This window comes from Burkholderia sp. BCC0322 (genome assembly GCF_902833045.1).
Classification (GTDB): domain Bacteria; phylum Pseudomonadota; class Gammaproteobacteria; order Burkholderiales; family Burkholderiaceae; genus Burkholderia.
Genome location: NZ_CADFDU010000001.1, coordinates 335,716 through 357,627, shown reverse-complemented (window position 1 = coordinate 357,627; position 21,912 = coordinate 335,716). Strand labels below are relative to the sequence as shown.

20 protein-coding genes are annotated in these 21,912 nt (G+C 66.6%); 11 read left to right on the top strand and 9 right to left on the bottom strand.

Features of this window, described 5'->3' with window-relative positions:
- Positions 1-573: 573 nt before the first annotated feature.
- Entirely contained in the window at positions 574-1,941 is a 1,368-nt protein-coding gene (locus HWX39_RS01645) for a replication initiation protein (RefSeq protein WP_175965270.1), read from the top strand.
- Between the two features lie 89 nt (positions 1,942-2,030).
- Here HWX39_RS01645 and HWX39_RS01640 read toward each other — a convergent pair whose 3' ends face one another.
- Positions 2,031-3,092 (bottom strand): ParB/RepB/Spo0J family partition protein, encoded by a 1,062-nt coding sequence (locus HWX39_RS01640; protein WP_175965269.1) that lies wholly within the window; start codon positions 3,090-3,092, stop codon positions 2,031-2,033.
- A gap of 23 nt (positions 3,093-3,115) precedes the next feature.
- Complete coding sequence (gene parA, locus HWX39_RS01635) at positions 3,116-3,778, bottom strand: ParA family partition ATPase (protein WP_175952785.1); 663 nt, start codon at positions 3,776-3,778, stop codon at positions 3,116-3,118.
- 953 nt (positions 3,779-4,731) lie between these two features.
- Between parA and arsC the strand changes: the two genes are divergently transcribed.
- Entirely contained in the window at positions 4,732-5,091 is a 360-nt protein-coding gene (arsC, locus tag HWX39_RS01630; RefSeq protein ID WP_175965268.1) for an arsenate reductase (glutaredoxin), read from the top strand.
- A 150-nt stretch (positions 5,092-5,241) separates the two neighbouring features.
- Here the strand turns inward: arsC and HWX39_RS01625 are convergent, their stop codons facing one another.
- Positions 5,242-5,463, bottom strand: a complete 222-nt coding sequence (locus tag HWX39_RS01625) for a zf-HC2 domain-containing protein (RefSeq protein WP_175965267.1) — start codon at positions 5,461-5,463, stop codon at positions 5,242-5,244.
- On the bottom strand, positions 5,441-6,040 hold the full coding sequence (locus HWX39_RS01620) for an RNA polymerase factor sigma-70 (RefSeq protein ID WP_175965266.1): 600 nt from the start codon (positions 6,038-6,040) through the stop codon (positions 5,441-5,443). The genes HWX39_RS01625 and HWX39_RS01620 overlap by 23 nt, the downstream gene beginning before the upstream one ends.
- Before the next feature lie 363 nt (positions 6,041-6,403).
- Between HWX39_RS01620 and HWX39_RS01615 the strand changes: the two genes are divergently transcribed.
- On the top strand, positions 6,404-6,958 hold the full coding sequence (locus HWX39_RS01615; protein ID WP_175965265.1) for an NAD(P)H-dependent oxidoreductase: 555 nt from the start codon (positions 6,404-6,406) through the stop codon (positions 6,956-6,958).
- Positions 6,959-7,007: 49 nt separating this feature from the next.
- Here the strand turns inward: HWX39_RS01615 and HWX39_RS01610 are convergent, their stop codons facing one another.
- Positions 7,008-9,266, bottom strand: coding sequence for a hybrid sensor histidine kinase/response regulator (locus HWX39_RS01610; RefSeq protein WP_175965264.1), 2,259 nt, complete (start codon positions 9,264-9,266; stop codon positions 7,008-7,010).
- 107 nt (positions 9,267-9,373) lie between these two features.
- Entirely contained in the window at positions 9,374-9,715 is a 342-nt protein-coding gene (locus tag HWX39_RS01605; protein ID WP_175965263.1) for a hypothetical protein, read from the bottom strand.
- Between the two features lie 20 nt (positions 9,716-9,735).
- Here HWX39_RS01605 and HWX39_RS01600 point away from each other — a divergent pair, with 20 nt between their 5' ends.
- The 3 genes from HWX39_RS01600 to HWX39_RS01590 are packed head-to-tail and all read left to right on the top strand — an operon-like array spanning position 9,736 to position 11,658.
- Positions 9,736-10,104, top strand: a complete 369-nt coding sequence (locus HWX39_RS01600) for a response regulator (RefSeq protein ID WP_039344648.1) — start codon at positions 9,736-9,738, stop codon at positions 10,102-10,104.
- Positions 10,097-10,723: a chemotaxis protein CheC gene (locus HWX39_RS01595; protein WP_039344650.1), complete on the top strand. Its 627-nt coding sequence runs from the start codon at positions 10,097-10,099 to the stop codon at positions 10,721-10,723. Before HWX39_RS01600 ends, HWX39_RS01595 begins: the two co-directional genes overlap by 8 nt.
- Positions 10,720-11,658 carry a diguanylate cyclase gene (locus tag HWX39_RS01590; protein WP_175965262.1) on the top strand — a complete coding sequence of 313 codons (939 nt, stop codon included), beginning with the start codon at positions 10,720-10,722 and terminating at the stop codon, positions 11,656-11,658. Before HWX39_RS01595 ends, HWX39_RS01590 begins: the two co-directional genes overlap by 4 nt.
- Before the next feature lie 54 nt (positions 11,659-11,712).
- Here HWX39_RS01590 and HWX39_RS01585 read toward each other — a convergent pair whose 3' ends face one another.
- On the bottom strand, positions 11,713-12,597 hold the full coding sequence (locus tag HWX39_RS01585) for an alpha/beta fold hydrolase (RefSeq protein WP_175965261.1): 885 nt from the start codon (positions 12,595-12,597) through the stop codon (positions 11,713-11,715).
- Between the two features lie 175 nt (positions 12,598-12,772).
- On the opposite strand from HWX39_RS01585, the gene HWX39_RS01580 reads away from it, so the two are divergent.
- The 5 genes from HWX39_RS01580 to HWX39_RS01560 all read left to right on the top strand — a co-directional run bounded on the left by HWX39_RS01580 (position 12,773) and on the right by HWX39_RS01560 (position 18,170).
- Positions 12,773-13,105 (top strand): hypothetical protein, encoded by a 333-nt coding sequence (locus HWX39_RS01580; protein WP_175965260.1) that lies wholly within the window; start codon positions 12,773-12,775, stop codon positions 13,103-13,105.
- 257 nt (positions 13,106-13,362) lie between these two features.
- Positions 13,363-14,211 carry a presqualene diphosphate synthase HpnD gene (gene hpnD, locus HWX39_RS01575; protein ID WP_175965259.1) on the top strand — a complete coding sequence of 283 codons (849 nt, stop codon included), beginning with the start codon at positions 13,363-13,365 and terminating at the stop codon, positions 14,209-14,211.
- Between the two features lie 13 nt (positions 14,212-14,224).
- A complete protein-coding gene (gene hpnE, locus HWX39_RS01570; RefSeq protein ID WP_175965258.1) occupies positions 14,225-15,478 on the top strand; it encodes a hydroxysqualene dehydroxylase HpnE in 1,254 nt (417 codons plus the stop codon).
- 11 nt (positions 15,479-15,489) lie between these two features.
- Positions 15,490-17,463 (top strand): squalene--hopene cyclase, encoded by a 1,974-nt coding sequence (gene shc / locus HWX39_RS01565; protein ID WP_175965257.1) that lies wholly within the window; start codon positions 15,490-15,492, stop codon positions 17,461-17,463.
- A 50-nt stretch (positions 17,464-17,513) separates the two neighbouring features.
- Positions 17,514-18,170 (top strand): phosphorylase, encoded by a 657-nt coding sequence (locus tag HWX39_RS01560; protein ID WP_244134922.1) that lies wholly within the window; start codon positions 17,514-17,516, stop codon positions 18,168-18,170.
- A 116-nt stretch (positions 18,171-18,286) separates the two neighbouring features.
- Here the strand turns inward: HWX39_RS01560 and HWX39_RS01555 are convergent, their stop codons facing one another.
- Together HWX39_RS01555 and HWX39_RS01550 are read right to left on the bottom strand one after the other, a co-directional pair.
- Complete coding sequence (locus HWX39_RS01555; protein WP_175965255.1) at positions 18,287-19,270, bottom strand: VacJ family lipoprotein; 984 nt, start codon at positions 19,268-19,270, stop codon at positions 18,287-18,289.
- The gene (locus HWX39_RS01550) at positions 19,263-21,896 is read right to left on the bottom strand and encodes an MMPL family transporter (protein ID WP_175965254.1); all 2,634 of its coding nucleotides are present in this window, start codon (positions 21,894-21,896) and stop codon (positions 19,263-19,265) included. Before HWX39_RS01550 ends, HWX39_RS01555 begins: the two co-directional genes overlap by 8 nt.
- Positions 21,897-21,912 lie beyond the last annotated feature (16 nt).

The following is a 21,912-nucleotide window of genomic DNA, read 5'->3' as shown; positions in this document are numbered from 1 at the left end:
GGGTAGCGAATCCCCCGCGTGTCGGGCATTCGTCGATATCGGGACGAACGAACACACTGTGCTCAAGGTGAGTATTTTCGGGACCCGATACGGTTTGTGCACTGTACAATGCGCGCCCGGGCCGCGAAAGCAGGCCCGATCGGGTTGCGCGGGCCGGTTTCGCGGGCGTCTTTCGGGACGCCGGACCCGATCCCGATCTCCCGGTGAGTCAGGCCTGTACATGCATACAGGCCGATGAGGGCCGTCGGGGAAGCGCGGTGACCTGGGATCGCAACCCTGTGCCGAACGCACAGCCGCGCAGTCGTAAAATTGCGACAAATCGAAAGGTGAGCCGATACGGGAGCGCATTTCGCACGTGTCGCGCACAGGTGAAATTCTGTGAATCGGCGCATCCCGCAGCACGTCTGGACGAGTCCGGAACGCTGCAAATCCGCAGCGGTGAGGGTTTTCGGGAGCGCCTGGGGTGAGTGCCGTTTTGCACGCGCGCTTCACCCGCTATGGTGAGCATGTCGTTCTGGACGCACTTCACCGCAGGCGCTATCCTTCCGGAAAACTTCTCCTCCGACCCGACGTATGGCCACGACGAAGCGCGCCAAGAAAACCGATGTGGATGTGGTGAGTGCCAGTTCAGCCGAATTGCGGAAGGCCGTCGAGGCGATCGCGATTCAGCCGAAGAGCGGCAAGATCACGCTCCTCACTCGCAAGCTGTTCAATGTCCTGCTGGCCGTGGCGCAGCAGGCCGACGACTCGGGCGATACGTATCGCGCACTGCTGTCGGACATCGTCGCCAACTCCGCCTTCGATTCGAACGACACCGCACTGGTGAAGGAACACCTGCGCCGCATGGTGTCGGTGCAGGTCGAATGGAGCACGGGGACGTCGAGCCAGAAGCCGGGCCGCAAGTGGGGGATCTCGACCCTGATCGCGGACGCGGAAATTCTCGAGGATCCGGCCACCCGCCGCGTGTGGGTCGAATTCTCGTTCGCGCCGAAGATCAAGAAGAAGCTGCTCGACCCGGTTCAGTATGCGCGCCTGAGCCTGCAGTTCCAGAGCCAGCTGCGCAGCAGCGCCGGACTCGCGCTGTACGAGATCTGTGTGCGCTACCTGACGAACCCGAGTCACCTGACGATGCGCGAGCCGTGGGAGTGGTGGCGGCCGATCCTGTCGGGCACGCCCGATACGGAAGCCGGCGACGAGGCAAAGCGCGAGTACAAGTACTTCAAGCGCGACTATCTGCGCCCCGCGATCGCGGAAGTCAACGCGGTTACCAACATCTTCGTCGAGCTGATCGAGCACCGTGAGGGGCGCCGGGTCGCGGAGATCCAGTTCCGCGTGACCGAACGCAAGCAGCCGATGCTCGCGCTCGATGAGCACCCGAACGTGTTCGACAGCACGCTGGTCGACCGGATGGTGAAGCTCGGGATCCCGCTGAAGGAAGCGCAGACGCTCTATGCGGATAGCGAGGAGAACCGCATTCGCGCCGCGCTCCAGATGACCGAGCAGCGGATGCGCAGCACGACGCTGCCGCCGGTGCGCAGCGCGCCGGCGTTGTTCAAGGATGCGCTGAAGAAGGGTTATGCGCCGCCGGTCGAGTCGGTCGACGCGCTGCCTGCCGGCGCGCCGTCCCCGAAGATCGCCGCGGCCCAGCCGGACGATCTGAAGGCTCGCCTGCTGAGCGAGTTTGCGGCGTTCCGCCGCAAGGAAGCAAAGGTGCTGTACGAAGAGCAGGGCGACGCCGAGCGCGAAGTGGCGCGCGAGTCGTTCGAATCGGAGGCGCTGCCGACGATGGGCACGCATCTGCGCGATGACTGGCGCAAGCGCGGCCTCGATTCCAAACTGGCCGAGACGGCCTTTTTCGACTGGCTGGCCCAGAGGACCTGGGGCGAGCCGACGGACGGCGACCTGCTGTCGTTCACGCTAAACCAGTCGCGGGCCGCCTGAGGCCCGCTCAGGCCCGCTGACGGGCCGCCGCCGGCCCCGCCTTCAGTTGGCGGGCCCGGCGTCCTCACCGGCCCTGCCGGCCGATTCCATCACTCCGACAACAGCATCCGCTCGAGCTGCTCGAGGATCGCGTCGCGCTTGTCCTTTGGGAGACCGCGCAGGCGCAATTCGATCCGATCTTCGCCATACGACTTGAGGTCGCCGACCGACTTGCCGCCGAGCTTGATTTCGAGACGCTGCGCATAGCGCTGACGGCCTGCAGCCTTCGGCGTTTCTTGCGCCGCGACACGGCCCTTGACGATGTCCGACACCTGGCGCGTGCTGAGATCGTCCGACACGATCTTGTTGATCAACCGCAGCGTGGCCTCGGTGCCGCGCGCATTGTGATAGCGGCCGACCTGATACGCCATGTTCGAACCGAAGCGATCGGGGCGCGCGACCATTTCCTGCATGATCGCTTCCGGCAGCTTGCCGATCGACAGCGCGACGGCCACCGTCGATTCATCGAGGCCGAGATGCTCGGAGAGCTCCTTCTGGCTCTGGAAATGCTTGTCGTCGAGGAAGCGGCGCCACACGACGGCGTTGTCGAACACCGTTTGCGAATCGCGCTGGACGTTGAGATCGTAGCCGAGCTTGTAGCTCTGGATGCCGATCGGCACGTCGATCACGGTCGCCTTGACCGATTCCTTGTTCGCTTCCTTCAGTGCCCGCACGCGGCGGCCACCGTCGCTGACGAAATACGTGCCCGGGTTCTCGTAGTCCGGAATCACGTGGATCGCCTGCTGCTGCCCTTGCTTCGCGAGGTTGACCGCGAGTTCGGCAATCGATGATTTCAGATAGAAGTGCCGCGGATTGAACGGGCTATGCTTGATTGCCTTCAGCGGCAGCTCGATCACCTGCCCCGGCGCATAGCGGTTCTCGAGACGCCACGCGCGATATTGTGCCGATTCATCGATCGACGGATCGAGCGTGAATTCGGGAGCGGGCGGCGGCACGATGTCTTTTTTCGCGGATCGGGCCGGTGCCGGAGCGGGCGTCTCGGACTTGACGATGCCGTCGATCGCATTGAGTCGATCGAGCGCCGTGCGCTTCTCGCTCGTCGTGATATCCGGGCGCGCTTGGAATCCTTTGGCAAATTGGGAGGGTTTCATGTGACTCCTTTGTGCGCATAAAGTCAGGGCAGCATGGCGACGATTTCGTCGGCGCATGCGCGAATTTCTGAGGCGGCCAGCTTGCCGCCACGATCGTTCATCTGCAGCACGGTCTGACCGAGCGCCATCGCCTGTTTGTACGCCTCTCGGGTCGGGATTTGCGTCTTCAGCAACGGGAAGCCGAGTTCCTCGAGCGCGCGCTTGAGCTCGCGGGTCAGCATGCGTTTCTCTTCGGTCTTGTTCAGCAGGAAGACGGCGCGGAGGTCTTCGTTCATGACCTGCGCCTGCTGGATCAGTTTGACCAGCCCGACACTCGACCAGTAATCGGCCGGCGACGACGACGTCGGAATCACGGCAATCGATGCGGCCAGCAGGACCACGCCCGATACCTTTTCGGTGATCGACGGCGGGCAGTCTACGACGATGATGTCGTAGTCGTTGATGAACTTCTTGATCTCGCGATGGATCTGGCCATCGGCTTCGGCCAGGTTGACGACCGGAAACGGAATGCCGGTGTCGCTGTCGCCGGACGCGCTTGACCAGTGAACCAGTGTGTTTTGACGGTCTGCGTCGATGACGAGGACGCGCTTCCCTTTTTCATGGAACGCGGCACCGAGGTGCATGGCAATCGTGCTTTTGCCGACGCCACCTTTTTGTTGAGTGACTGCAATGATTTCCGCGGCCAATTTTCACTCCTATTTTGGTCGTTGGAATTCTACAGGACGATATTTTAATTTCAATGAAATTGTCGTTCTTCAACTACGCGTTGGCCATTCGGGCTATCGGTTTATGCGCATAAACGAAGCGACGATGACCGGTGGCTCGATTGGATGGTGTGGCGGATGCCGGAGACGTCGATGAGTAACCTCGGTGGTTGAGTCTTCACGCGTGGCGTAGCGAGTTGCCGCAGGATCCCGGGGCACTACCCTTTCTCTCCGATGGGGTGGTCTTGCCTGAGAGCCGCAGAGTTTGTGCGCATAAACGCCGCGGAAACCGTGGCGCTGGATTGTGCACCGGGAGGGGCGGTGCTTCTGGGCGTGGGATGTGAGTGGTGCGCCTGGCTGGGCATGCAGGTCGAGGTATGCCACTGAGCCAGCGTACGTCGACACGACACGGTATCCGGACGCTACGTTTATGCGCATAAACCGCGAGCGTAGACGGCGAGTGACGAAGGATCACCGCCCGACCGCGCCGCGCCGGAATCCAGTGCGCGTCGATCTACTTGCGAGGCAGCACACCGAGCAGGCAGCACACCGACGCGCCGAAATTTCAGTACTCACCACGCCGTGGATCACGAGATACCCTACCCGGCAATCGCCCGCTCTTTATGCGCATAAACACCGGCCTGCGACGCTACCGGCGACGCCCTTTTCAGATCGCCCCTCTTCGTATTGATCAGGCGTGCGGGACCTTTATTCATCCCCCCGCGATAGAGTCCCGCTCACCTTTATGCGCATAAACCTACCAATTCATTGAAGCGCATCCCGAACAGCACTCTCCTCTCGCAGGCCGTCGTACGGCTTCATCCGCCTCTGCCTCTACGAAGCAGCGAATCCGCACCCGAGATCCCGCGCCCACCGCCCCACCAAGCCGCCGATGCAGACTAGCTACAATACAGGGCTCTACCTTCCAGGCCTGAATGATGATCACGATCTACCACAACCCCCGATGCTCGAAGTCGCGCGAGACGCTTGCGTTGGTCGAGTCGCTGAATACCACCGGTGCGCCATTGAATGTCGTCGAGTATCTGAAGACGCCGCCGACGGTCGAGGAACTGGAAGCGCTGCATCGGCAGCTTGGCCGTCCGGTTCGCGACATGCTGCGCGACGGTGAGGAGCCGTACAAGGAGCTGAATCTTGCTCGCGCCGATCTGACCGATGCGGAAGCTTATGCGGCAATTGCCGCTCATCCGATCCTGCTGCAGCGGCCCATCGTCGTTTATCGCGGCAAGGCCGCCATCGGCCGGCCGCCCGAATCGGTGCAGGTGCTGTTCGAATAATTCTTGGCCGCCGTATTTTTCTGATTGCGTCAGCCCGGCGCGAGCACTAGCGCAAGCGCCGGCAATCGAAGCCGGCACGATCGCCGGGCAGCACGCCACTGCCCACCACCACCCGCCACCGCCCTAACGATCGCCATCACGCAATCCGGCCTAGCTTTTCCCGGACGACCCACCGTCATCATCCGGGGCAGGCTCCCGCCCCGCCGCCGCTTTCGCGGCCGTCCGCAGCAGCGTGATCTGGCCGCGATAGGCCCTGCAGCCACTGCAGGTCGGCAGGTGTATGCGCACCTGCAGGCGTTCATGCAGGGTCAGATGCCGATCGAGAGCATCCGACAGCAGTCGCGTCACGTCAGTACATTTCCCCGGCAGCATCTTCTGTCGTCAGTCCTTGTTCGCTCAGGCAGGTTCGCAGGCGCGTGCGCGCCCGATACAGCAGCACGCTGCAATGATTCGTCGTCAGCGTCAATTCGCTGCAAATGTCCGTTATTTCCACGTCGAGGAATTCGCGCATCATGAACACGCGCCCGATCTGCTCCGGAAGGTGATCGAGGCAGGCCTGGAACAGCATCCAGAACTGCTGCTGCTGCAACAGCGTCTCGGGGCGCGGCCACGGTCGCGGCTTCGCATGTGCGGCCCAGTGCCCGTTTTCCTTGAACAGTTCGCGATCGAGCACCGATTCGCCGTCGAGTTCGGCATCGAGCGCGGACAGGTTGACCGTCCGCTGCCGCGCGCGTAGCACGTCGATCAGCTTGTTGCGCAGGATGCCGAACACCCAGGTCTTGTGTGCCGACAGTCCGGCGAAATCGCCCGCATGCGACCACGCGGCGGCGAGCGCTTCCTGCACGGCGTCTTCGGCCGCGTCGGTATCGCGGAGCTGGAGTCGCGCGAAGCGCAGCAGGTCGCGTCGCAGTTGCGTGAGATAGGCGGGGTCGTCGTAAGCAGCCGGCATGTCTGGGTTGCGGTGTCTCGAGGCAAGCGCACTTGCCCAAGCGGGCGCGTCGCGGTGCGAGCAGCTTACTGGGCGCGGTCCCGGCCTGCAATGCATGTTCCGTCACGAATTCACGAAACCGGCCGGCGCGCTGCGCTATGCTTGCCGAACCCTGTGTCGCGTGTCGGTGACGGCACGCGGCGGGCAATCTGTAACGTCGGAACACAACGGCCGAGTTATCCACAATTTCTGTGGAAAACCTTGTGGAAAGTCGACCGGGCGGCCCCGTGGGGCGGTTCGCGGGCTGGCTTGCCTATAAACAGACCTTTGTCGCTCGTTCGGAAGCAATCGATCCGATTCCTCACTCACCGGAAGGAGAATGCCATGTCCTATCGCATCGCTGTGATCGTCGGCAGCCTGCGTCGCGCGTCGTGGAACCGCGCGCTCGCACACGCCGTGATCTCGCTCGCCCCCGCCGATTTCTCGTTCGAGTTCGTCGAGATCGGCGAGCTGCCGTTGTACAGCCAGGACTACGACGCGGATTTCCCGGAAGTCGCGAAGCGCTTCAAGCAGTCGATCGAGGCCGCCGACGCGCTGTTGTTCGTCACGCCCGAGTACAACCGCTCGATTCCGGGCGTGCTGAAGAATGCGCTGGACTGGGGCTCGCGCCCGTGGGGTTCCAACTCGTGGTCGGGCAAGCCGGGCGCGGTGCTCGGCACGTCGCCGGGCGCGACCGGCACCGCGCTCGCGCAACAGCACCTGCGCAACGTGCTCGCGTATCTCGACGTGAAGACGCTCGGGCAGCCCGAGATGTTCATCAAGCACGATCCGGCGCGCATCGACGACCAGGGCCAGATCGTCAGCGAAGACACCCGCAAGTTCCTGCAAGGCTTCGTCGATCGTTACACGGGCTGGGTGCGCTTGCTGAAGTCGGCCTGAGCGGCACACCCTTCTTTCACGCCGGCGGCGCCGGCCCGCACGCAGCGGGTCACGTGCCGGCGTGCCGCGCGTGTCGTGCATCGCGCGCTTCCCGGATGCCCAGCAGGATCTCGTCGAGCAGCGCGATGTCGAACGGCTTCGACAGCACGCGGACGTTGACGGTGCGCGTGCGGTCGAGCTCCTCCGCGTAACCCGTGACGAGTATCACGGGCAGTTTCTCCGGCCGCTGCTCGACTGCTTCGGCGAGGTCGATGCCGTTCAGGCGGCCCGGCATGTGGATATCCGAAATCACGAGGTCGAACGCGTCGTTCGCGGCTGCGCCTTCGATCAGGCGCAACGCGTCGTCGGCGGTGGGCGCGTAGGTCACGCGGTGCCCGAGCAGCGACAGCAGCGCTTCGGTGCCGGCCGCGACTTCGCTGTTGTCCTCGACGAGCAGCACGTGCAGGCCGGCGAGCGCGCCTGCCCCGGCGTCGTGCGCGACCGCCGGTGGCCGCGCGACGACATCCTCGGCGCGCGCGCGTGGCAGGTAGAGGCGCACCGACGTGCCGGCGCCGACCGCGCTGTCGATCGTCGCGAGGCCGCCCGAGCGTTCGCAGAACGCGAACACCTGCGGCAGGCCGAGCCCCGTCCCCATCCCCTGCGCCTTCGTCGTGAACAGCGGTTCGAACGCGCGCGCGAGCACATCGGGCGCCATGCCTGAACCCGTATCGTCGAGCGAGATCTGCACGAAATCCCCGATCAGCGGAAAGCCGTCCTCGCGACGCAGCGTCACGTTGCGCGCGCCGACCGTGAAGCGGCCGCCGGTCGCCATCGCGTCGCGCGCGTTGACCGCGAGGTTGATCACCGCGAGCTCGAGCTCCGCGACGTCGACGCGGATCGGCCAGACACCGGGCTCGATCGCGACGACCAGCGACGATTTCGAACCGAGCGATGTCTTCAGTAATTCGTGGCACGTGCCGACCCAATGCCCCACGTCGATCGTCTCGTTGTGCAGCGGCTGCTTGCGCGCGACACCGAGGAGCTGGCGCGTGAGCGACTGCCCGTTCTTCAGCGCGCGTTCGATCGCGCCGAGCTCCTTGTCGAGATGCTGGATCCCGCGCCGCCGCACGATCTGCACGTTGCTCGAGATGATCATCAGCAGGTTGTTGAAGTCGTGCGCGACGCTGCCGACGAGGTTGCCGAGCGCCTGCATCTTGCGCGACTGCCGGTACGCCGATTCGATCGAGCGCCGCATCGACGCTTCGGCCTGCCAGCGATCCCACGCTTCCTCTTCCGCCTTCAGCCGCTTGAGCGACAGCCAGATCACGGACCACAGCGCGACCGACGGTGCGAACATCGAGATGAACAGCACGCTCAGGTGTTCGTACCATTCATGCCAGATCGCCGACGTGCGATATGCGCACGTCACGTAGACGGGATAGCTGCCGACCTGGCGATACGCGACGATCTCGCTGCTCGCGCCGTCGTGACGCACGCGCACGACACCGGCGCGCGGATCGTTGCGCGCGTCGCCGAACGTGACGGCGCGATCGGTGTGCGCGAGTGCCGGCGGCGGCGGATACGACGCGATCACCGCGCCGTCCGAGCGCGAGAGCGCCATCGTCATCGGCGTGCTCGCACCGCCGAGCAGGTCGCGGTAGAACGCGTTGAAATACGACGACTTCAGCGCGATCGACACCATCCCGGCGAACGAACCGTCGCTATGGCGACGCGCGACGCCCGTGTTGAACACGGGAATGTTCTCGAGCTTGAGCGGCCCCATCATCAGCCGCGAGATGTGTTCGATGACCTTGCCGTCGCGGATGCCGGCGAAGTCGTCGCGGTTCGCGATCGACGCATAGGGCGCCGGATAGTAGAGGCTGTTCGCGAGCAGCATCCCGCTCGCGCCGAAGATCGACACGGCGGCCACCTGCGGATAGCCGCCGCCGATCGTGTTCAGCGCTTCGTGGATGTCGGACTCCCGGTTGCGCACGGTCGCGTCGTCCATGTCCTGCACGAGATCGACGATGCGCGCATCGAGCGTCTCGCTCAGGTCGAACACCTTGAGCGCGTGCTCCTCGGCCACCCGCACCGTGCGCATCGTCACGTCGCTCGCGGCGGCCTCGCGCGTCTTCAGGTCGTTGTACGCCATCACCACGACGTAGATGCACGGCAGCACGATCGCCGCGACGAGCAGCACGATCAGCGTCACGCGACGCACCGCGAAATCGTGCTCGGGCGCACCGGACGCATAGTTGCCGTCGTCCTGCCAGTCGTCGGCGGGTGGGGAGGCGGGAGCGTGGGAATCGGCGGGCCGGTCGGACGTCATCGAAAAGGCGGGTGAGGCAGAGGTGCCTGCCATCATAAACGAGTTGCGACAGGCCGCCGCGCGGCCCCGGACGCCCGCAATCCTGTCGATTCCGACAGGGGAGATTGTCAGATTGAAAACGCGACGAATCCGGCAGCGCAAACGTACACAAGGAAAAATTTTGCGTGCTTATCTCGAAAATGGTCGCGCTTGTTTTCGGAATGGCGCTGGTTCGGACCGATTCTGTTCGAAATGGTGATAATGGCGAGTTGCATCGCCTCCGTTTTACTCAGAGAATCGCGCCTTGCTTTCCCTATGACAGATATATGCGCCCGCCGGCGTTCGCCGCGCGGCGCGTCGCGCGCATCCGCGTCGCGGCGCCCGCGCGTGGCCGCAAGGCGGTTGCCCGCACCCGAACGCATGGCGCCTAAAGAAGTGCGCCGCGCGGTCGTTAACGCGAGAGAGACCATTCCGTATACCGCATCGCTCCATGCCTTTGCCGATTGTAATTGCCGACGATTCGCTGCTCGCTCGCAAACTTCTGACAAAGGCGCTGCCGGGAGGCTGGGACGTCGAAGTCGCGTATGCCGCGAATGGTCGAGAGGCCTTGGCGCTCTATCGTGACGGCAAAGCTTCCGTGATGTTTCTGGACCTGACGATGCCCGACATGAGTGGATATCAGGTTCTTGAGACACTGCGCCACGAAGATCTGAACACGTTCGTGATCGTGGTATCCGCCGATATCCAGCCGCAGGCGCAAGCACGCGTGCGTGAATTGGGCGCGATCGCATTCGTAGCCAAACCCGTGACGTCGGAGGCATTGCTGCCCATTCTCAAGGAGTATGGGTTGTATGCCTGACTCGGTGTTCACGGCGGAGCAACGCGACGCGTTGCAGGAGATCGCCAACCTCGCAATGGGCCGCGCCGCCGCGCGGCTCGCGTTGTTGCTCGGGCACTTCATCGAGCTGTCGGTGCCGCGCGTGCGGGTCGTGAAAGCGACCGACGCGGGGGATGCGCTGCGCGAGATGACGGGCATTCACGACAACGTGACCGCCGTGCGCCAGGGCTTCCGTTCCGACATCAAGGGCGAAGCGATCGTGCTGTGCCGCACCGCGAGCATTGCGCGGCTCATGTCGGTCGTCGACCGCACGTTCGGCGACGGCGTGTACGGCGGGATGGCGACGCCCGACGAAGTCGTGTTCGACGTCGCGAACGTGCTGATGGGTGCGTGCGTCGCGTCGATCCTCGACGAGCTCGGCCGCAAGCCCGTGTTTTTTCCGCCGGGGCTGCTCGGCGCGAACGTGTCGTTCGACGACGTATTCCAGCCGACCGAGCTGGCATGGAGCGTGGCATTGCTGCTGGAAGTGAACTTCGGGCTCGAGGACCACGCGTTCCGTGCCCACTTCGTGATGCTGATGGCCGAGGATTCGATCCGGCTGATGGGCGACGCGCTCGACGCGTTGCTGTCCGCGCTATGACGGCCGCCTCTCCGTCGCTGAGCGACCTCGTGATCGAGCGGGTGGGCTTCGGCCTGTTCGTGCTCGACCGCGCGATGACCGTGCTGATGTGGAATCGCTTCATGCAGGACCACAGTGGTATCCCGGCCGCCGACGTGATCGGCCGCAACCTGTTCGACTGCTTTCCCGACCTGCCGCGCGCATGGCTGTCGCGCAAGCTCGAGAGCGTGTTCCAGCTCGGCAGCTTTGCGTTCAGCTCGTGGGAGCAGCGGCCCTATCTGTTCCGCTTCGAGCACGATCGGCCGATCACGGGCGGCGTCGACTACATGCAGCAGGACTGCACGTTCATGCCGCTCACGCGCGGCCGCGAGGTCGAGGCCGTGTGCGTGACGATCTCGGACGTCACGCATGTGAGCGTGATGCAGCGCGAGCGCGAGGAAGCGGTCGCGAAGCTGCGCGAGCACGCGAATCGCGACGGCCTGACCGGCATCGCGAACCGGCGCTTCTTCGAGGCGCGGCTCGGTGACGAATTCGCGCGCTGGCAGCGCTACGGCGGCGACATGTCGGTGCTGCTGTTCGACCTCGACCACTTCAAGACGATCAACGACCGTTTCGGGCATGCGGTCGGCGATGCCGTGCTGCGCGAGACCGCGCGTCGCGTTGCGTCGATCGTGCGCGCGCAGGATACGTTCGGCCGCTTCGGCGGCGAGGAATTCGCGCTGCTGCTGCCGTGCACGAATCTCGACGAGGCGATGCGGGTGGCCGACAAGGTGCGCGATGCGATCGGCAGCACGCCGGTCGATGCCGAGGGGGTCAGCGTGCCGGTGACGGCGAGCGTCGGCGGCGCGTGTGCGAGGACGGGGGCGCCGACCTGCGACGTGCTCGTCAACGAGGCCGATGCCGCGCTCTATCGCGCGAAGCGGCTCGGGCGCGACCGGTCGGTCGCATACGCGTAGGCGGCGCTTCCGCCCCGCCGCGGGCGGAGCGGATGCCCTGGGTGCGTGCCGCGCTCAGCTTTTCGCGATGTCGGCCAGCACGCCGGCCAGCACGGCCGGCTGCGACATGAACGGCGAATGGCTGCTGTCGAGCTGGTGCACGTGGGTCGGGTTGCCGGGCGCAAACGCGTCGGCTTCGTCGATGAAGCGCTGCTGCAGCGCGGGCAGGATCACGCGATCCTGCAGGCACTTGATGTAGTGGCGGTCGATCGCGCCCCAGCGCGCGGCGGTCGTCGGGATCGCGGTCGCGAACGGCGCGGCCGGCACGTCGCAGGTCATCAGGTTCGCGACGGCCTCGAAGTCGGCCTGCGGCACGTCGTCATACAGCGCGCGCTTCGCGAGTTCGCGATATGCGGCGTCGCCGCTGCGCGGATCGATGCGCAGCGCACCGGTGACGCGTGGGCTCGCCAGCATCAGCGGGCCGAGCATTTCACCGTTGTTTTCAGGTGCGCGCACGTAGTCGAGGCCCGGCACGCCCGACGCGGGCATGAACGCCGCGAGATAGACGATCTTCGCGATCTTTTCCGGCGCGCGTTCGGCGGCCGCCGTGATCGCGAGGCCGCCCATGCTGTGCCCGACGAGCACGACCTTGCCGTGGCCGAGCGCGTACGCGTCGTCGACCGCCTGCATCACCTGCGTGGCGTAGTCGTCGAGCGTCGTGTTCGCGACCGGCGACGGCTCGGCGCCGAACGCGTCCTTGTCGAGCGGGCGTGCGAAGTAGGAAGCGGGGAAGCGGGCATTGATGCCGTGCGCGGGCAGGTCACGCGTGATCGACAGGTGGCCGCGTGCGGCCAGCGCGGCCGCGACGTGCGCGTAGCACCACGCGCCGTGCCAGGCGCCGTGCACGAGCACGAAAACGGGATGATCGGACTGCGGGGTGGCGCTTGCGTTCGTCTCCATGATGTCCGGGTCTTCAGATTTTGCGAAAGGTGTCATCTTAGACGAACCCGCGTGCGCCCAGATGGGCCGGATTCGATCTGTCCCCCTTGTCTCGTACAGGCCACATTTCGTTCGTATCCGATTTGAATTTATCCCGAAGCACGCTAATTTGTTACTTTGCCTGCGATTGCGCCCCATGAACGTCGACTACCTCTTTTACCGGAAGCCGGACAAACCCGGCCCCTACTCGCTCGACGACCTGGGCGACATCGCGCCGCCGATCGGCCCGGGCGACCTGGTGCGCGCGGGCATCGCGCGCGTGTTCGCGCAGATCGACTGGCAGGAATCGCCCGATGTGCCGGGCGCGTGGTTCGGCACGGGCGGCGCGGTCTTCCAGTTCACCGCGGAGCCTGACGGCCGCGTGACGAGCTTCATGGGCTCGCGTCTCGAACGCCGCGCGATGCTGCAGCTCACCTCCGAAATGGGGCTCATTGCGCTCGACCTGCAGCGCGACATCGTTTACGGCTGACGCGCCGCCGGCGCCGGGTTCCGCCCGGGCCGGCCGCGCTTGCCGGCCAACCGCTTCCGGCACGCCGCCGCACACGGCGCGTGTCCGCCATCGAACTTCAAAGATTGCTATACTTTCGCCCAATTCCGGCTTCCGGCCGGTAATTTGTGCCTGTCTGCGTCGATCGTTCGCATATCTCGCACGCATGACACCCTGACCATCCCAGCCGGGCATGGCTTCTTCAATCGCCCCGCGTGGGTGTCTCCGTGGAGCTCGCCTTGGCCGTTTCCCATTCCGTCGTGGACGAACAAGAAACCGACGCCGCTGCCGTCACATCGGGCAGTTCTTTCTATCTTGCGATGCGCATCCTGCCGGCCGTGCAGCGCGATGCGATGTTCCAGGTCTACGCGTTTTGCCGTGCGGTCGACGACATCGCCGACAGCGACCTGCCGCGCGCCGAGCGCAACGCGGGCCTCGACCGCTGGCGCGCGGACATCGACGCGTGCTTCGCCGGCTGCCCGCCGCGCCACCTGGCCGCGCTCGACCGCGAGATCCGCGCATTCAACCTGCAGCGCGACGATTTCCACGCGATGATCGACGGGATGGCGATGGATGCGGTTGAAGACATCTGCGCGCCCGACGAGCCGACGCTCGACCTCTTCTGCGATCGCGTGGCGAGCGCGGCCGGCCGGCTGTCGGTGAGGATTTTCGGGATGCCGGAAGCCGAGGGGATCAAGCTGTCGCATCACCTCGGCCGCGCGCTGCAACTGACCAACATCCTGCGCGACATCGACGACGATGCCGCGATCAACCGTTGCTATCTGCCGCGCGAGCTGCTTGCGCGCGAAGGCATCGCGATCACCGACCCGGCGAAGATCGTGCGCGATCCGGCGCTGCCGCGCGTGTGCGCGACGCTCGTCGAGCGCGCGCTCGAGCATTTCCGCCAGGCCGACGCGGTGATGGATACCTGCTCGCGTGCGCAGGTGAAGGCGCCGCGCATCATGTCGGGTGCGTATCGCTGCATTCTCGAAGCCGCAATCGCACGCGGCTTTGCCTTCCCGCGCGCACCGCTGCGCAAGCCGAAAGCGCGCATGCTGATGATCGCCGCGCGCTACGCGCTGTTCTGAGCCGACCGAGTCGATGCCCAGGACCGTCCACGTGATCGGTGCCGGCCTTGCCGGCCTGTCGGCCGCGGTCGAGCTGCAACGTCGCGGGCGACGCATCGTGCTGCACGACGCGCACGCGCATGCGGGCGGCCGCTGCCGCTCGTGGTTCGACGGGACGCTGAACACGACGCTCGACAGCGGGCTGCACACGGTGTTCGCGGGGCAGCCCGCGACGCAGCGCTACCTGCGCGCGATCGGCGCGGCCGACCAGCTCGCGGGGCCCGCGCTGCCTGAATTTCCGGTCGTCGACGTTGCGTCGCAGCAGCGCTGGACGCTGCGCTTCGGCAACGGGCGCTGGCCGTCGTGGCTGTTCGATGCCGCGTCGCGCGCGCCGGGCACGACGCCGCTCGACTACCTCGCGCTCGCCCCGCTCGCGTTCGCGCTCATGGGCCGCTCACTCGCACAGACGATGCGATGCGACGGCATGCTGTGGGAACGTTGGCTGCGGCCGTATTTCCTCGGTGTGCTGAACGTCGAGCCGCGCCACGCGAGTGCCGAACTCGCGCGCGCGGCGCTGTACGGCACGTTTGCCGCGGGTGGCCCCGGCTGTCGTCCGCTCGTCGCGCGCCACGGCCTCGGCAGCGCCTTCGTCGAACCGGCGCTGCGGATGCTGCAGCACGGTGGCGCGCAGATCCGGCTGAACGCGCGGCTCGATGCGTTCGAATTCGGCGCGCACGGGAATGCGGTCGATGCGATCTCGGTCGGCGGCGAGCGGATCGATCTCGCGCCGGGCGACGCCGTCGTGCTGGCCGTGCCGCCCGAGGTCGCGCAGCCGCTCGTGCCCGAACTCACCGCACCCGACACGTTCAGCGCGGTCGTGACCGCGTATTTCGCGGTCGAAGCGCAGGCCGGCAATCCGCTGCAGACGTCCGTCGTGAACGGTGTCGTCGATGCGGTGCGCACCGGCGGCGGCCAGCTCGCGGCGACGATCCGCGACGCGGGCCGCTGGCTCGACACGCCACGCGACACGCTCGCGCGGCGCATCTGGGAAGACGTCGCGCGCGTGACCGGCGCGAACCCGGAAACCATCCCCGCGTGGCAGCTCGTCGTCGAGCCGCGCGCGGGTTTTGCGGCGGTGCCGTCGCAGGAAATGAAACGTCCGGCCGTGCGTACGCGCTGGACCAATCTTGTGCTGGCGGGCGACTGGACTGCCACCGGCTTGCCCGCCACGATCGAGGGCGCGATCCGCTCCGGCCAGATGGCCGCGGACGTGCTCCAGACACAATAAGAGAGGGACCGATGAACGATCTCACCGAAATGGCTACCCTGTCCGCCGGCGCCGTGCCGGCCGGCGTCGACACAGCCGTCTCGCGCGCGACCGATGCGCTGCTGGCCGCGCAGAACGCGGACGGACACTGGGTCTACGAACTCGAAGCCGATTCGACGATTCCCGCCGAATACGTGCTGCTCGTCCACTATCTCGGCGAGACGCCGAACCTCGAGCTCGAGCAGAAGATCGGCAAGTACCTGCGCCGCATCCAGCAGGCCGACGGCGGCTGGCCGCTGTTTACCGACGGCGCGCCGAACATCAGCGCGAGCGTGAAGGCGTATTTCGCGCTGAAGGTGATCGGCGACGACGAGAACGCCGAGCACATGCAGCGTGCGCGCCGTGCCATTCACGCGATGGGCGGCGCGGAGATGTCGAACGTATTCACGCGCATCCAGCTCGCGCTGTACGGTGCGATTCCGTGGCGCGCGGTGCCGATGATGCCGGTCGAGATCATGCTGCTGCCGCAGTGGTTCCCGTTCCATCTGTCGAAGGTGTCGTACTGGGCGCGTACCGTGATCGTGCCGCTGCTCGTGTTGAACGCGAAGCGCCCGCTCGCGAAGAATCCGCGCGGCGTGCGTATCGACGAACTGTTCATCGATCCGCCCGTCAACGCCGGGCTGCTGCCGCGCCAGGGTCACCAGAGCCCCGGCTGGTTCGCGTTCTTCCGCGTGGTCGACCATGCGCTGCGCGCGGTCGACGGCCTGTTCCCGAACTACACGCGCGAACGCGCGATCCGCCAGGCCGTGTCGTTCGTCGACGAGCGCCTGAACGGCGAGGACGGCCTCGGCGCGATCTATCCGGCAATGGCCAACGCGGTGATGATGTACGACGTGCTCGGCTACGCGGAAGATCACCCGAACCGCGCGATCGCGCGCAAGTCGATCGAGAAGCTGCTTGTCGTGCACGACGACGAAGCGTATTGCCAGCCGTGCCTGTCGCCGGTGTGGGATACGTCGCTCGCCGCGCATGCGCTGCTCGAAACGGGCGACGCGCGTGCCGAGGACGCCGCGATCCGCGGCCTCGAATGGCTGCGCCCGCTGCAGATCCTCGACGTGCGCGGCGACTGGATCTCGCGCCGCCCGCACGTGCGCCCCGGCGGCTGGGCATTCCAGTACGCGAACGCACACTACCCCGACGTCGACGATACGGCGGTGGTCGCGGTGGCGATGGATCGCGCGCAGAAACTCAAGCAGAACGACGCCTATCGCGATTCGATCGCGCGTGCGCGCGAGTGGGTCGTCGGGATGCAGAGCAGCGACGGCGGCTGGGGCGCGTTCGAACCGGAAAACACGCAGTACTACCTGAACAACATCCCGTTCTCGGATCACGGCGCACTGCTCGATCCGCCGACGGCCGACGTGTCGGGTCGCTGCCTGTCGATGCTGTCGCAGCTCGGCGAGACGCCGCTGAACAGCGAGCCGGCACGCCGTGCGCTCGACTACATGTTGAAGGAGCAGGAGCCGGACGGCAGCTGGTACGGCCGCTGGGGGATGAACTACGTGTACGGCACGTGGACGGCACTGTGCTCGCTGAACGCGGCCGGCCTGACGCCGGACGATCCGCGCATGAAGCGCGGCGCGCAGTGGCTGCTGTCGATCCAGAACAAGGACGGCGGCTGGGGCGAGGACGGCGACAGCTACAAGCTGAACTATCGCGGCTTCGAGCAGGCGCCGAGCACGGCGTCGCAAACCGCGTGGGCGCTGCTCGGCCTGATGGCGGCCGGCGAGGTGAACCACCCGGCGGTGGCGCGCGGCGTCGACTACCTGATCGCCAACCAGAACGAAGCGGGCCTGTGGGACGAGGCGCGCTTCACGGCGACGGGCTTCCCGCGCGTGTTCTACCTGCGCTACCACGGCTATCGCAAGTTCTTCCCGCTGTGGGCGCTCGCCCGCTATCGCAACCTGAAGCGCGACAACACGACGCGCGTGACGTTCGGGCTGTAAGCGTGGCGCCGCAACCCACCGGCACGTTGCCCGTCATCGCCGTGACGGGGATGGCATTCGAGGCGCGCATCGCGCGCGGCAAAGGCGTCGAAGCCGTCTTTGCCGCCCGGGCCGACCGGCTCGAACGCGCGCTGACCGAGGCGACCGCACGCGGTTGCACGGGCATCGTGAGCTTCGGCACGGCGGGTGGGCTCGCGCCCGACCTCGCGCCCGGCGCACTCGTGATCGCGAACGCGATCGACGGGCCGTTCGGTCGTGTCGAGACCGATACGGGCTGGAGCGCACGGCTCGTCGCCGCGCTGCACGACACGCCCGTCTGGGCGCGCGTCACGCGCGGTACGATCGCGGCGGTGGGCGCCCCGGTCGTCAGCGAAGAGGAGAAGGCGTCGCTGCACCACGCGAAGGGCGCGCTCGCCGTCGATATGGAGTCGCATATCGCGGCGGCCTTCGCGGCCGCGCGCGGCGTGCCGTTCGCGGTGTGCCGCGCGATCGTCGATCCGGCGTGGCGCACGCTGCCGCGCGCGGCGACGGCCGGCTTGCGCGACGACGGCAGTACGGCGATCCTGCCGATCCTGCGCGAGTTGCTGAAGCAGCCGTCGCAGCTCGGCCCGCTGCTGCAGGTGGCGAGCGATGCGCGCGCGGCGCGTACGACGCTGATCCAGGCGCGGCACGCGTTCGAGCGTGCAGGCGCGATGCGGATCGGTTGAGCGGCACGGGCCGCGTTTCTCGCCCCTTCCCTTCCCGGTTTTCCGTTTCTCGCGGACAAAAAAAGAGCGCTGCATCTGCAGCGCTCTTTGTCTTTGCGACGATCGCCGTTACAGCATTACTGCTGCACGGCCGGACTGCTCGCAGGCGTCGCCGGTGCGGATGCCGATGCCGCAACCGGTGCGGCAGGTACTGCGGCCGAAGCGGCAGCAGGCGCGCTCGCCGGCATCGCATTATCGGCACCCGGATCGTCGTACTGCGGCAGCCCCGGCGCGGCCGGCGCGTTGTTCGGCGTGGTGCCCGACGCACCGCCCGACTCGCCCGGATCCTCGTAGTTCGGCAGCCCCGGCGCGGCCGGTGCCGATGCGGGCGCGCTACCCGATTCACCCGGTTCGTTGTACGTCGGCAGCGTGCCCGACGACGACTGGCTGCGGTACGTCAGCGACTTGCGCTGCTGCAGGTAGGCGTCGCGCACGAACGAATACGGATCGAGCGCGGCCTGCTTCAGCAGGTCGGTTGCACCGAGCAGGTCCGAACGCGCGCTGATGAACTGCGCGATGTACATCGGGTTGCGCGCGGCCGGTTCGATGTAGTTCAGCAGGTTGAAGCGCACGTCCACCGCGCGGCCGACGCCGTCGCGGATCGTGCTCGGCCCGAACACGGGCAGCACGAGATACGGGCCCGACGGCACGCCCCAGCGCGCCATCGTCAGGCCGAAGTCCTGGTGATGCTTCGGCAGCCCGGCCGGCGTCGCAATGTCGATCAGGCCGGCGACGCCGAACACCGAGTTCATCGCCACGCGCATCAGGTCCTCGGTTGCATCCGTGATGCGCAGCTGCAGCAGGTTGTTCGCGATGTTGCCGAGATCGCCGAGGTTCGAGAAGAAGTTGCTGATCGCGGTGCGCACGGGCGTCGGCGTGACCTTCTGGTACCCCTTTGCGATCGGCTGGGCGATGTTCGTGTCGACGGTGTCGTTGAACTTGTACATCGCCCGGTTCATCGGCTCGAGCGGGTCATTGGGGTTGCGGTTCGGTCCCGTCGCGCAGCCGGACAGCACCGCGCTGGCGGCAACGGTCGCCGCAATGATTCGCACCTTATTCATTGATTCCTTGCGATTGGTTCTTGGCGCGTTTGACGCGCGGTTTGCCCATCAGGACGGGCTGGAACACCACGGCGCCGATCAGCGTGCAGGTCAGGGCCAGTGCGAGCAGCTTGCCCATGCTCGACGTGCCCGGGTGGTGCGACAGCCACAGGCTGCCGAATGCGGTCGCCGTCGTCGCGGCGCTGAACAGGACGGCATGCGTGAGGCTCGAATGCAGCAAGCCGGTTTGCCCCGCGCGCCACGCCATCACGAAATACACCTTGAACGCGACGCCGACGCCGAGCATCAGCGGCAGCGCGATGATGTTCGCGAAGTTGAGCGGCATGCCGAGCACGACGCACATCTCGAGCGTCACGACGCCCGACACGAGCAGCGGCACCAGCGTGCGCAGTACGTCGCCGAAGCGGCGCAGCGTGGCCCACAGCAGGATCGTGATCGAGATGATCGACCACAGCGCCGCATGCAGGAACGCGTTGATGATCGTGTCGGCCGAATGCAGGATCGAGATCGGCCCGCCGGTCGTGCCCGGCTCCGCGGCCTTCACGGCTTTCGCGAAGCGGCGCAGCATCGTGTCGTCGTTCGGGTCGACGCCCTTCGGCACCTTCGGCGAGATCTGCACGAGCGCATGGCCGTCCGGCGCGACCCAGTCGCGCACGAGCTGCGGCGGCAGCGATTCGCGCGTGATGTCCTGCGGCTGCAGCAGCGACGCGAGCTGGTTGAGCGCGATGCGCAGCGTATCGGAGAATGCGCGCTCGGCGCGGTCGCGCGTCGCGGCGTCCGCGGCGGCGAGCTTCGCGAGCGACGCCGACAGGTGCTGCGCGGCAGCCGCGCCCGGGCCCGGGTGATCTTCGGCCGCGTAGCTCAGCAGGTCCGACACGCGCTTGAGCGCGGCGACGCGCTGTGCATCGGTTGCGGGCGGCGCGGGCGGCTGCGTCAGCGCGGGCAGCAGGTCGCTCGCGGCGGCGGCGATCGCCGCGCGCTTGGCCGGCTGGTCGGCGGGGATGAAGGTCGACAGCGTGGTCGTGCGGCCGACTTCGGGCAGTGCGTCGAGGCGCTTCGCGGCCGCGTCGGCATCCGCGAGCGACGGCGCGAGCAGCGTGACGTCGTTGACGGCGGCTTCCGGCGAATCCTTCAGTGCGAGCAGCGTCGCCATCGATTCGCTGTTCGGATCCTTCAGGTGCAGCGGGTTGAAGTCGAAGCGCAGGAACGCGAGCAGCGGCAGCGCGCCGATCACGACGACGAGCGTGCCGATCAGGATCGGCTTGCGATGGCGATCGAGGTAATCGTCGACCGGCGCGAGCCACGGGAAGCCCGGCGTCTTCGATTCGCCAGGCGGCGCGAACAGGCGCAGCAGCGCGGGCAGCAGCGTGAGCGTGGTGAGCAGTGCGACGAACATCCCGACGCCCGCGATCAGGCCGAGCTCGGACACGCCGCGATAGGCGGTGGGAATGAACGAGAAGAAGCTCGCCGCGACGGCCGCGGTGGCCAGCGCGAGCGGCATGCCCATCGAGTGCGCGGCGCCGATCAGCGCGTGGTCGATGCGCGGGTCGCGGAAGCGTTCCTCGCGGTACTTCACGCCGTACTGGATCGAGAAGTCGACGCCGAGGCCGACGAACAGCACCATGAACGCGACCGAGATCATGTTCAGCGACCCGACCATCGCGAGGCCGAGCGCGGCGGTCACGACGAGGCCGACGAACAGCGTGACGAGCACCGAGCCGATCATCCGCTTCGAGCGCAGCGCGAGCCACAGGATGACGAGCACGGCGAGCAGCGTGAAGACGCCGTTGAGCGCCGCACCGTCTTCGACCGACGCGAATTCGTCGTCGGCGAGCGGCTGTTCGCCGGTCAGGCGCACGGCCGCGCCGAAGCGCTTCTCGAGGTCGAGCGAACGGGCCGCGTCGCGGATCACCTGGCTGGTTTCCGCGCCGGCCTTCAGCGCGCCGTAGTTGACCACGGGCTGCACGGTGACGAACGCGCGCGCGGGCTGCCGCGCGGCGTCGTTGTCGACCAGCGCGCGCCACGAGAACGCGGCCGGCTTGCCGGCCAGCACGTCGTCGACCGTCGCGGCGCTGCGTGCGAGCAGCTTCGCCATCGCGGGCAGTTTCACCTGGCCGGTGAGCAGCGGCTGGCCGAGCGTGGTGGAGAGCGTCGTGGCGAGCCCGGTCAGGCTCGGGTTCTTCGCGAGTTCGTTGACGAGCGGGCGCGCACTCGCGAGCTGCGAGGTCGTATCGGTGACTTCCTGCGGCGACAGGAACAGCAGCCCGTTGTGCTCGAAGAACGGCCCGCCGCCGGGCTCGGCAACCTGGCCGATGCGGCCGGCTTCGGCATCCTTCTGCAGCGCTTCGGTCAGCGCATGCGCGGCGGCATTCGCGAATTCGGGCGCAGGCGCCTCGACGACCGCGAGGATCGTGCCGTTGCGTTGCGGGAACGCTTGATCGACGGCCTGGCCGAGCGCGGCAAATTGCGGCTCCGCATCGACGAGCTTGCTGATGTCGGTGTTGATCTTGAAATGCTGCGCGACATAGACGCCGCTGAGCGCGGCGATGACGAGCGACAGGACGACGACCCAGACGGGGCGTCGCACCGACCACGCAACGAGTCGGACGATGAGAGATGTCACCATGTGGCGGTGGGGAGCG

Bases quoted from the DNA above. Each gene is read 5' to 3' on its own strand.
- HWX39_RS01645 (WP_175965270.1), top strand. From the start codon at position 574: ATGGCCACGACGAAGCGCGCCAAGAAAACCGATGTGGATGTGGTGAGT.
- HWX39_RS01640 (WP_175965269.1), bottom strand. From the start codon at position 3,092: ATGAAACCCTCCCAATTTGCCAAAGGATTCCAAGCGCGCCCGGATATC.
- arsC (WP_175965268.1), top strand. From the start codon at position 4,732: ATGATGATCACGATCTACCACAACCCCCGATGCTCGAAGTCGCGCGAG.
- HWX39_RS01625 (WP_175965267.1), bottom strand. From the start codon at position 5,463: ATGCTGCCGGGGAAATGTACTGACGTGACGCGACTGCTGTCGGATGCT.
- HWX39_RS01620 (WP_175965266.1), bottom strand. From the start codon at position 6,040: ATGCCGGCTGCTTACGACGACCCCGCCTATCTCACGCAACTGCGACGC.
- HWX39_RS01615 (WP_175965265.1), top strand. From the start codon at position 6,404: ATGTCCTATCGCATCGCTGTGATCGTCGGCAGCCTGCGTCGCGCGTCG.
- HWX39_RS01610 (WP_175965264.1), bottom strand. From the start codon at position 9,266: ATGACGTCCGACCGGCCCGCCGATTCCCACGCTCCCGCCTCCCCACCC.
- HWX39_RS01605 (WP_175965263.1), bottom strand. From the start codon at position 9,715: ATGGTCTCTCTCGCGTTAACGACCGCGCGGCGCACTTCTTTAGGCGCC.
- HWX39_RS01600 (WP_039344648.1), top strand. From the start codon at position 9,736: ATGCCTTTGCCGATTGTAATTGCCGACGATTCGCTGCTCGCTCGCAAA.
- HWX39_RS01595 (WP_039344650.1), top strand. From the start codon at position 10,097: ATGCCTGACTCGGTGTTCACGGCGGAGCAACGCGACGCGTTGCAGGAG.
- HWX39_RS01590 (WP_175965262.1), top strand. From the start codon at position 10,720: ATGACGGCCGCCTCTCCGTCGCTGAGCGACCTCGTGATCGAGCGGGTG.
- HWX39_RS01585 (WP_175965261.1), bottom strand. From the start codon at position 12,597: ATGGAGACGAACGCAAGCGCCACCCCGCAGTCCGATCATCCCGTTTTC.
- HWX39_RS01580 (WP_175965260.1), top strand. From the start codon at position 12,773: ATGAACGTCGACTACCTCTTTTACCGGAAGCCGGACAAACCCGGCCCC.
- hpnE (WP_175965258.1), top strand. From the start codon at position 14,225: ATGCCCAGGACCGTCCACGTGATCGGTGCCGGCCTTGCCGGCCTGTCG.
- shc (WP_175965257.1), top strand. From the start codon at position 15,490: ATGAACGATCTCACCGAAATGGCTACCCTGTCCGCCGGCGCCGTGCCG.
- HWX39_RS01560 (WP_244134922.1), top strand. From the start codon at position 17,514: ATGGCATTCGAGGCGCGCATCGCGCGCGGCAAAGGCGTCGAAGCCGTC.
- HWX39_RS01555 (WP_175965255.1), bottom strand. From the start codon at position 19,270: ATGAATAAGGTGCGAATCATTGCGGCGACCGTTGCCGCCAGCGCGGTG.
- HWX39_RS01550 (WP_175965254.1), bottom strand. From the start codon at position 21,896: ATGGTGACATCTCTCATCGTCCGACTCGTTGCGTGGTCGGTGCGACGC.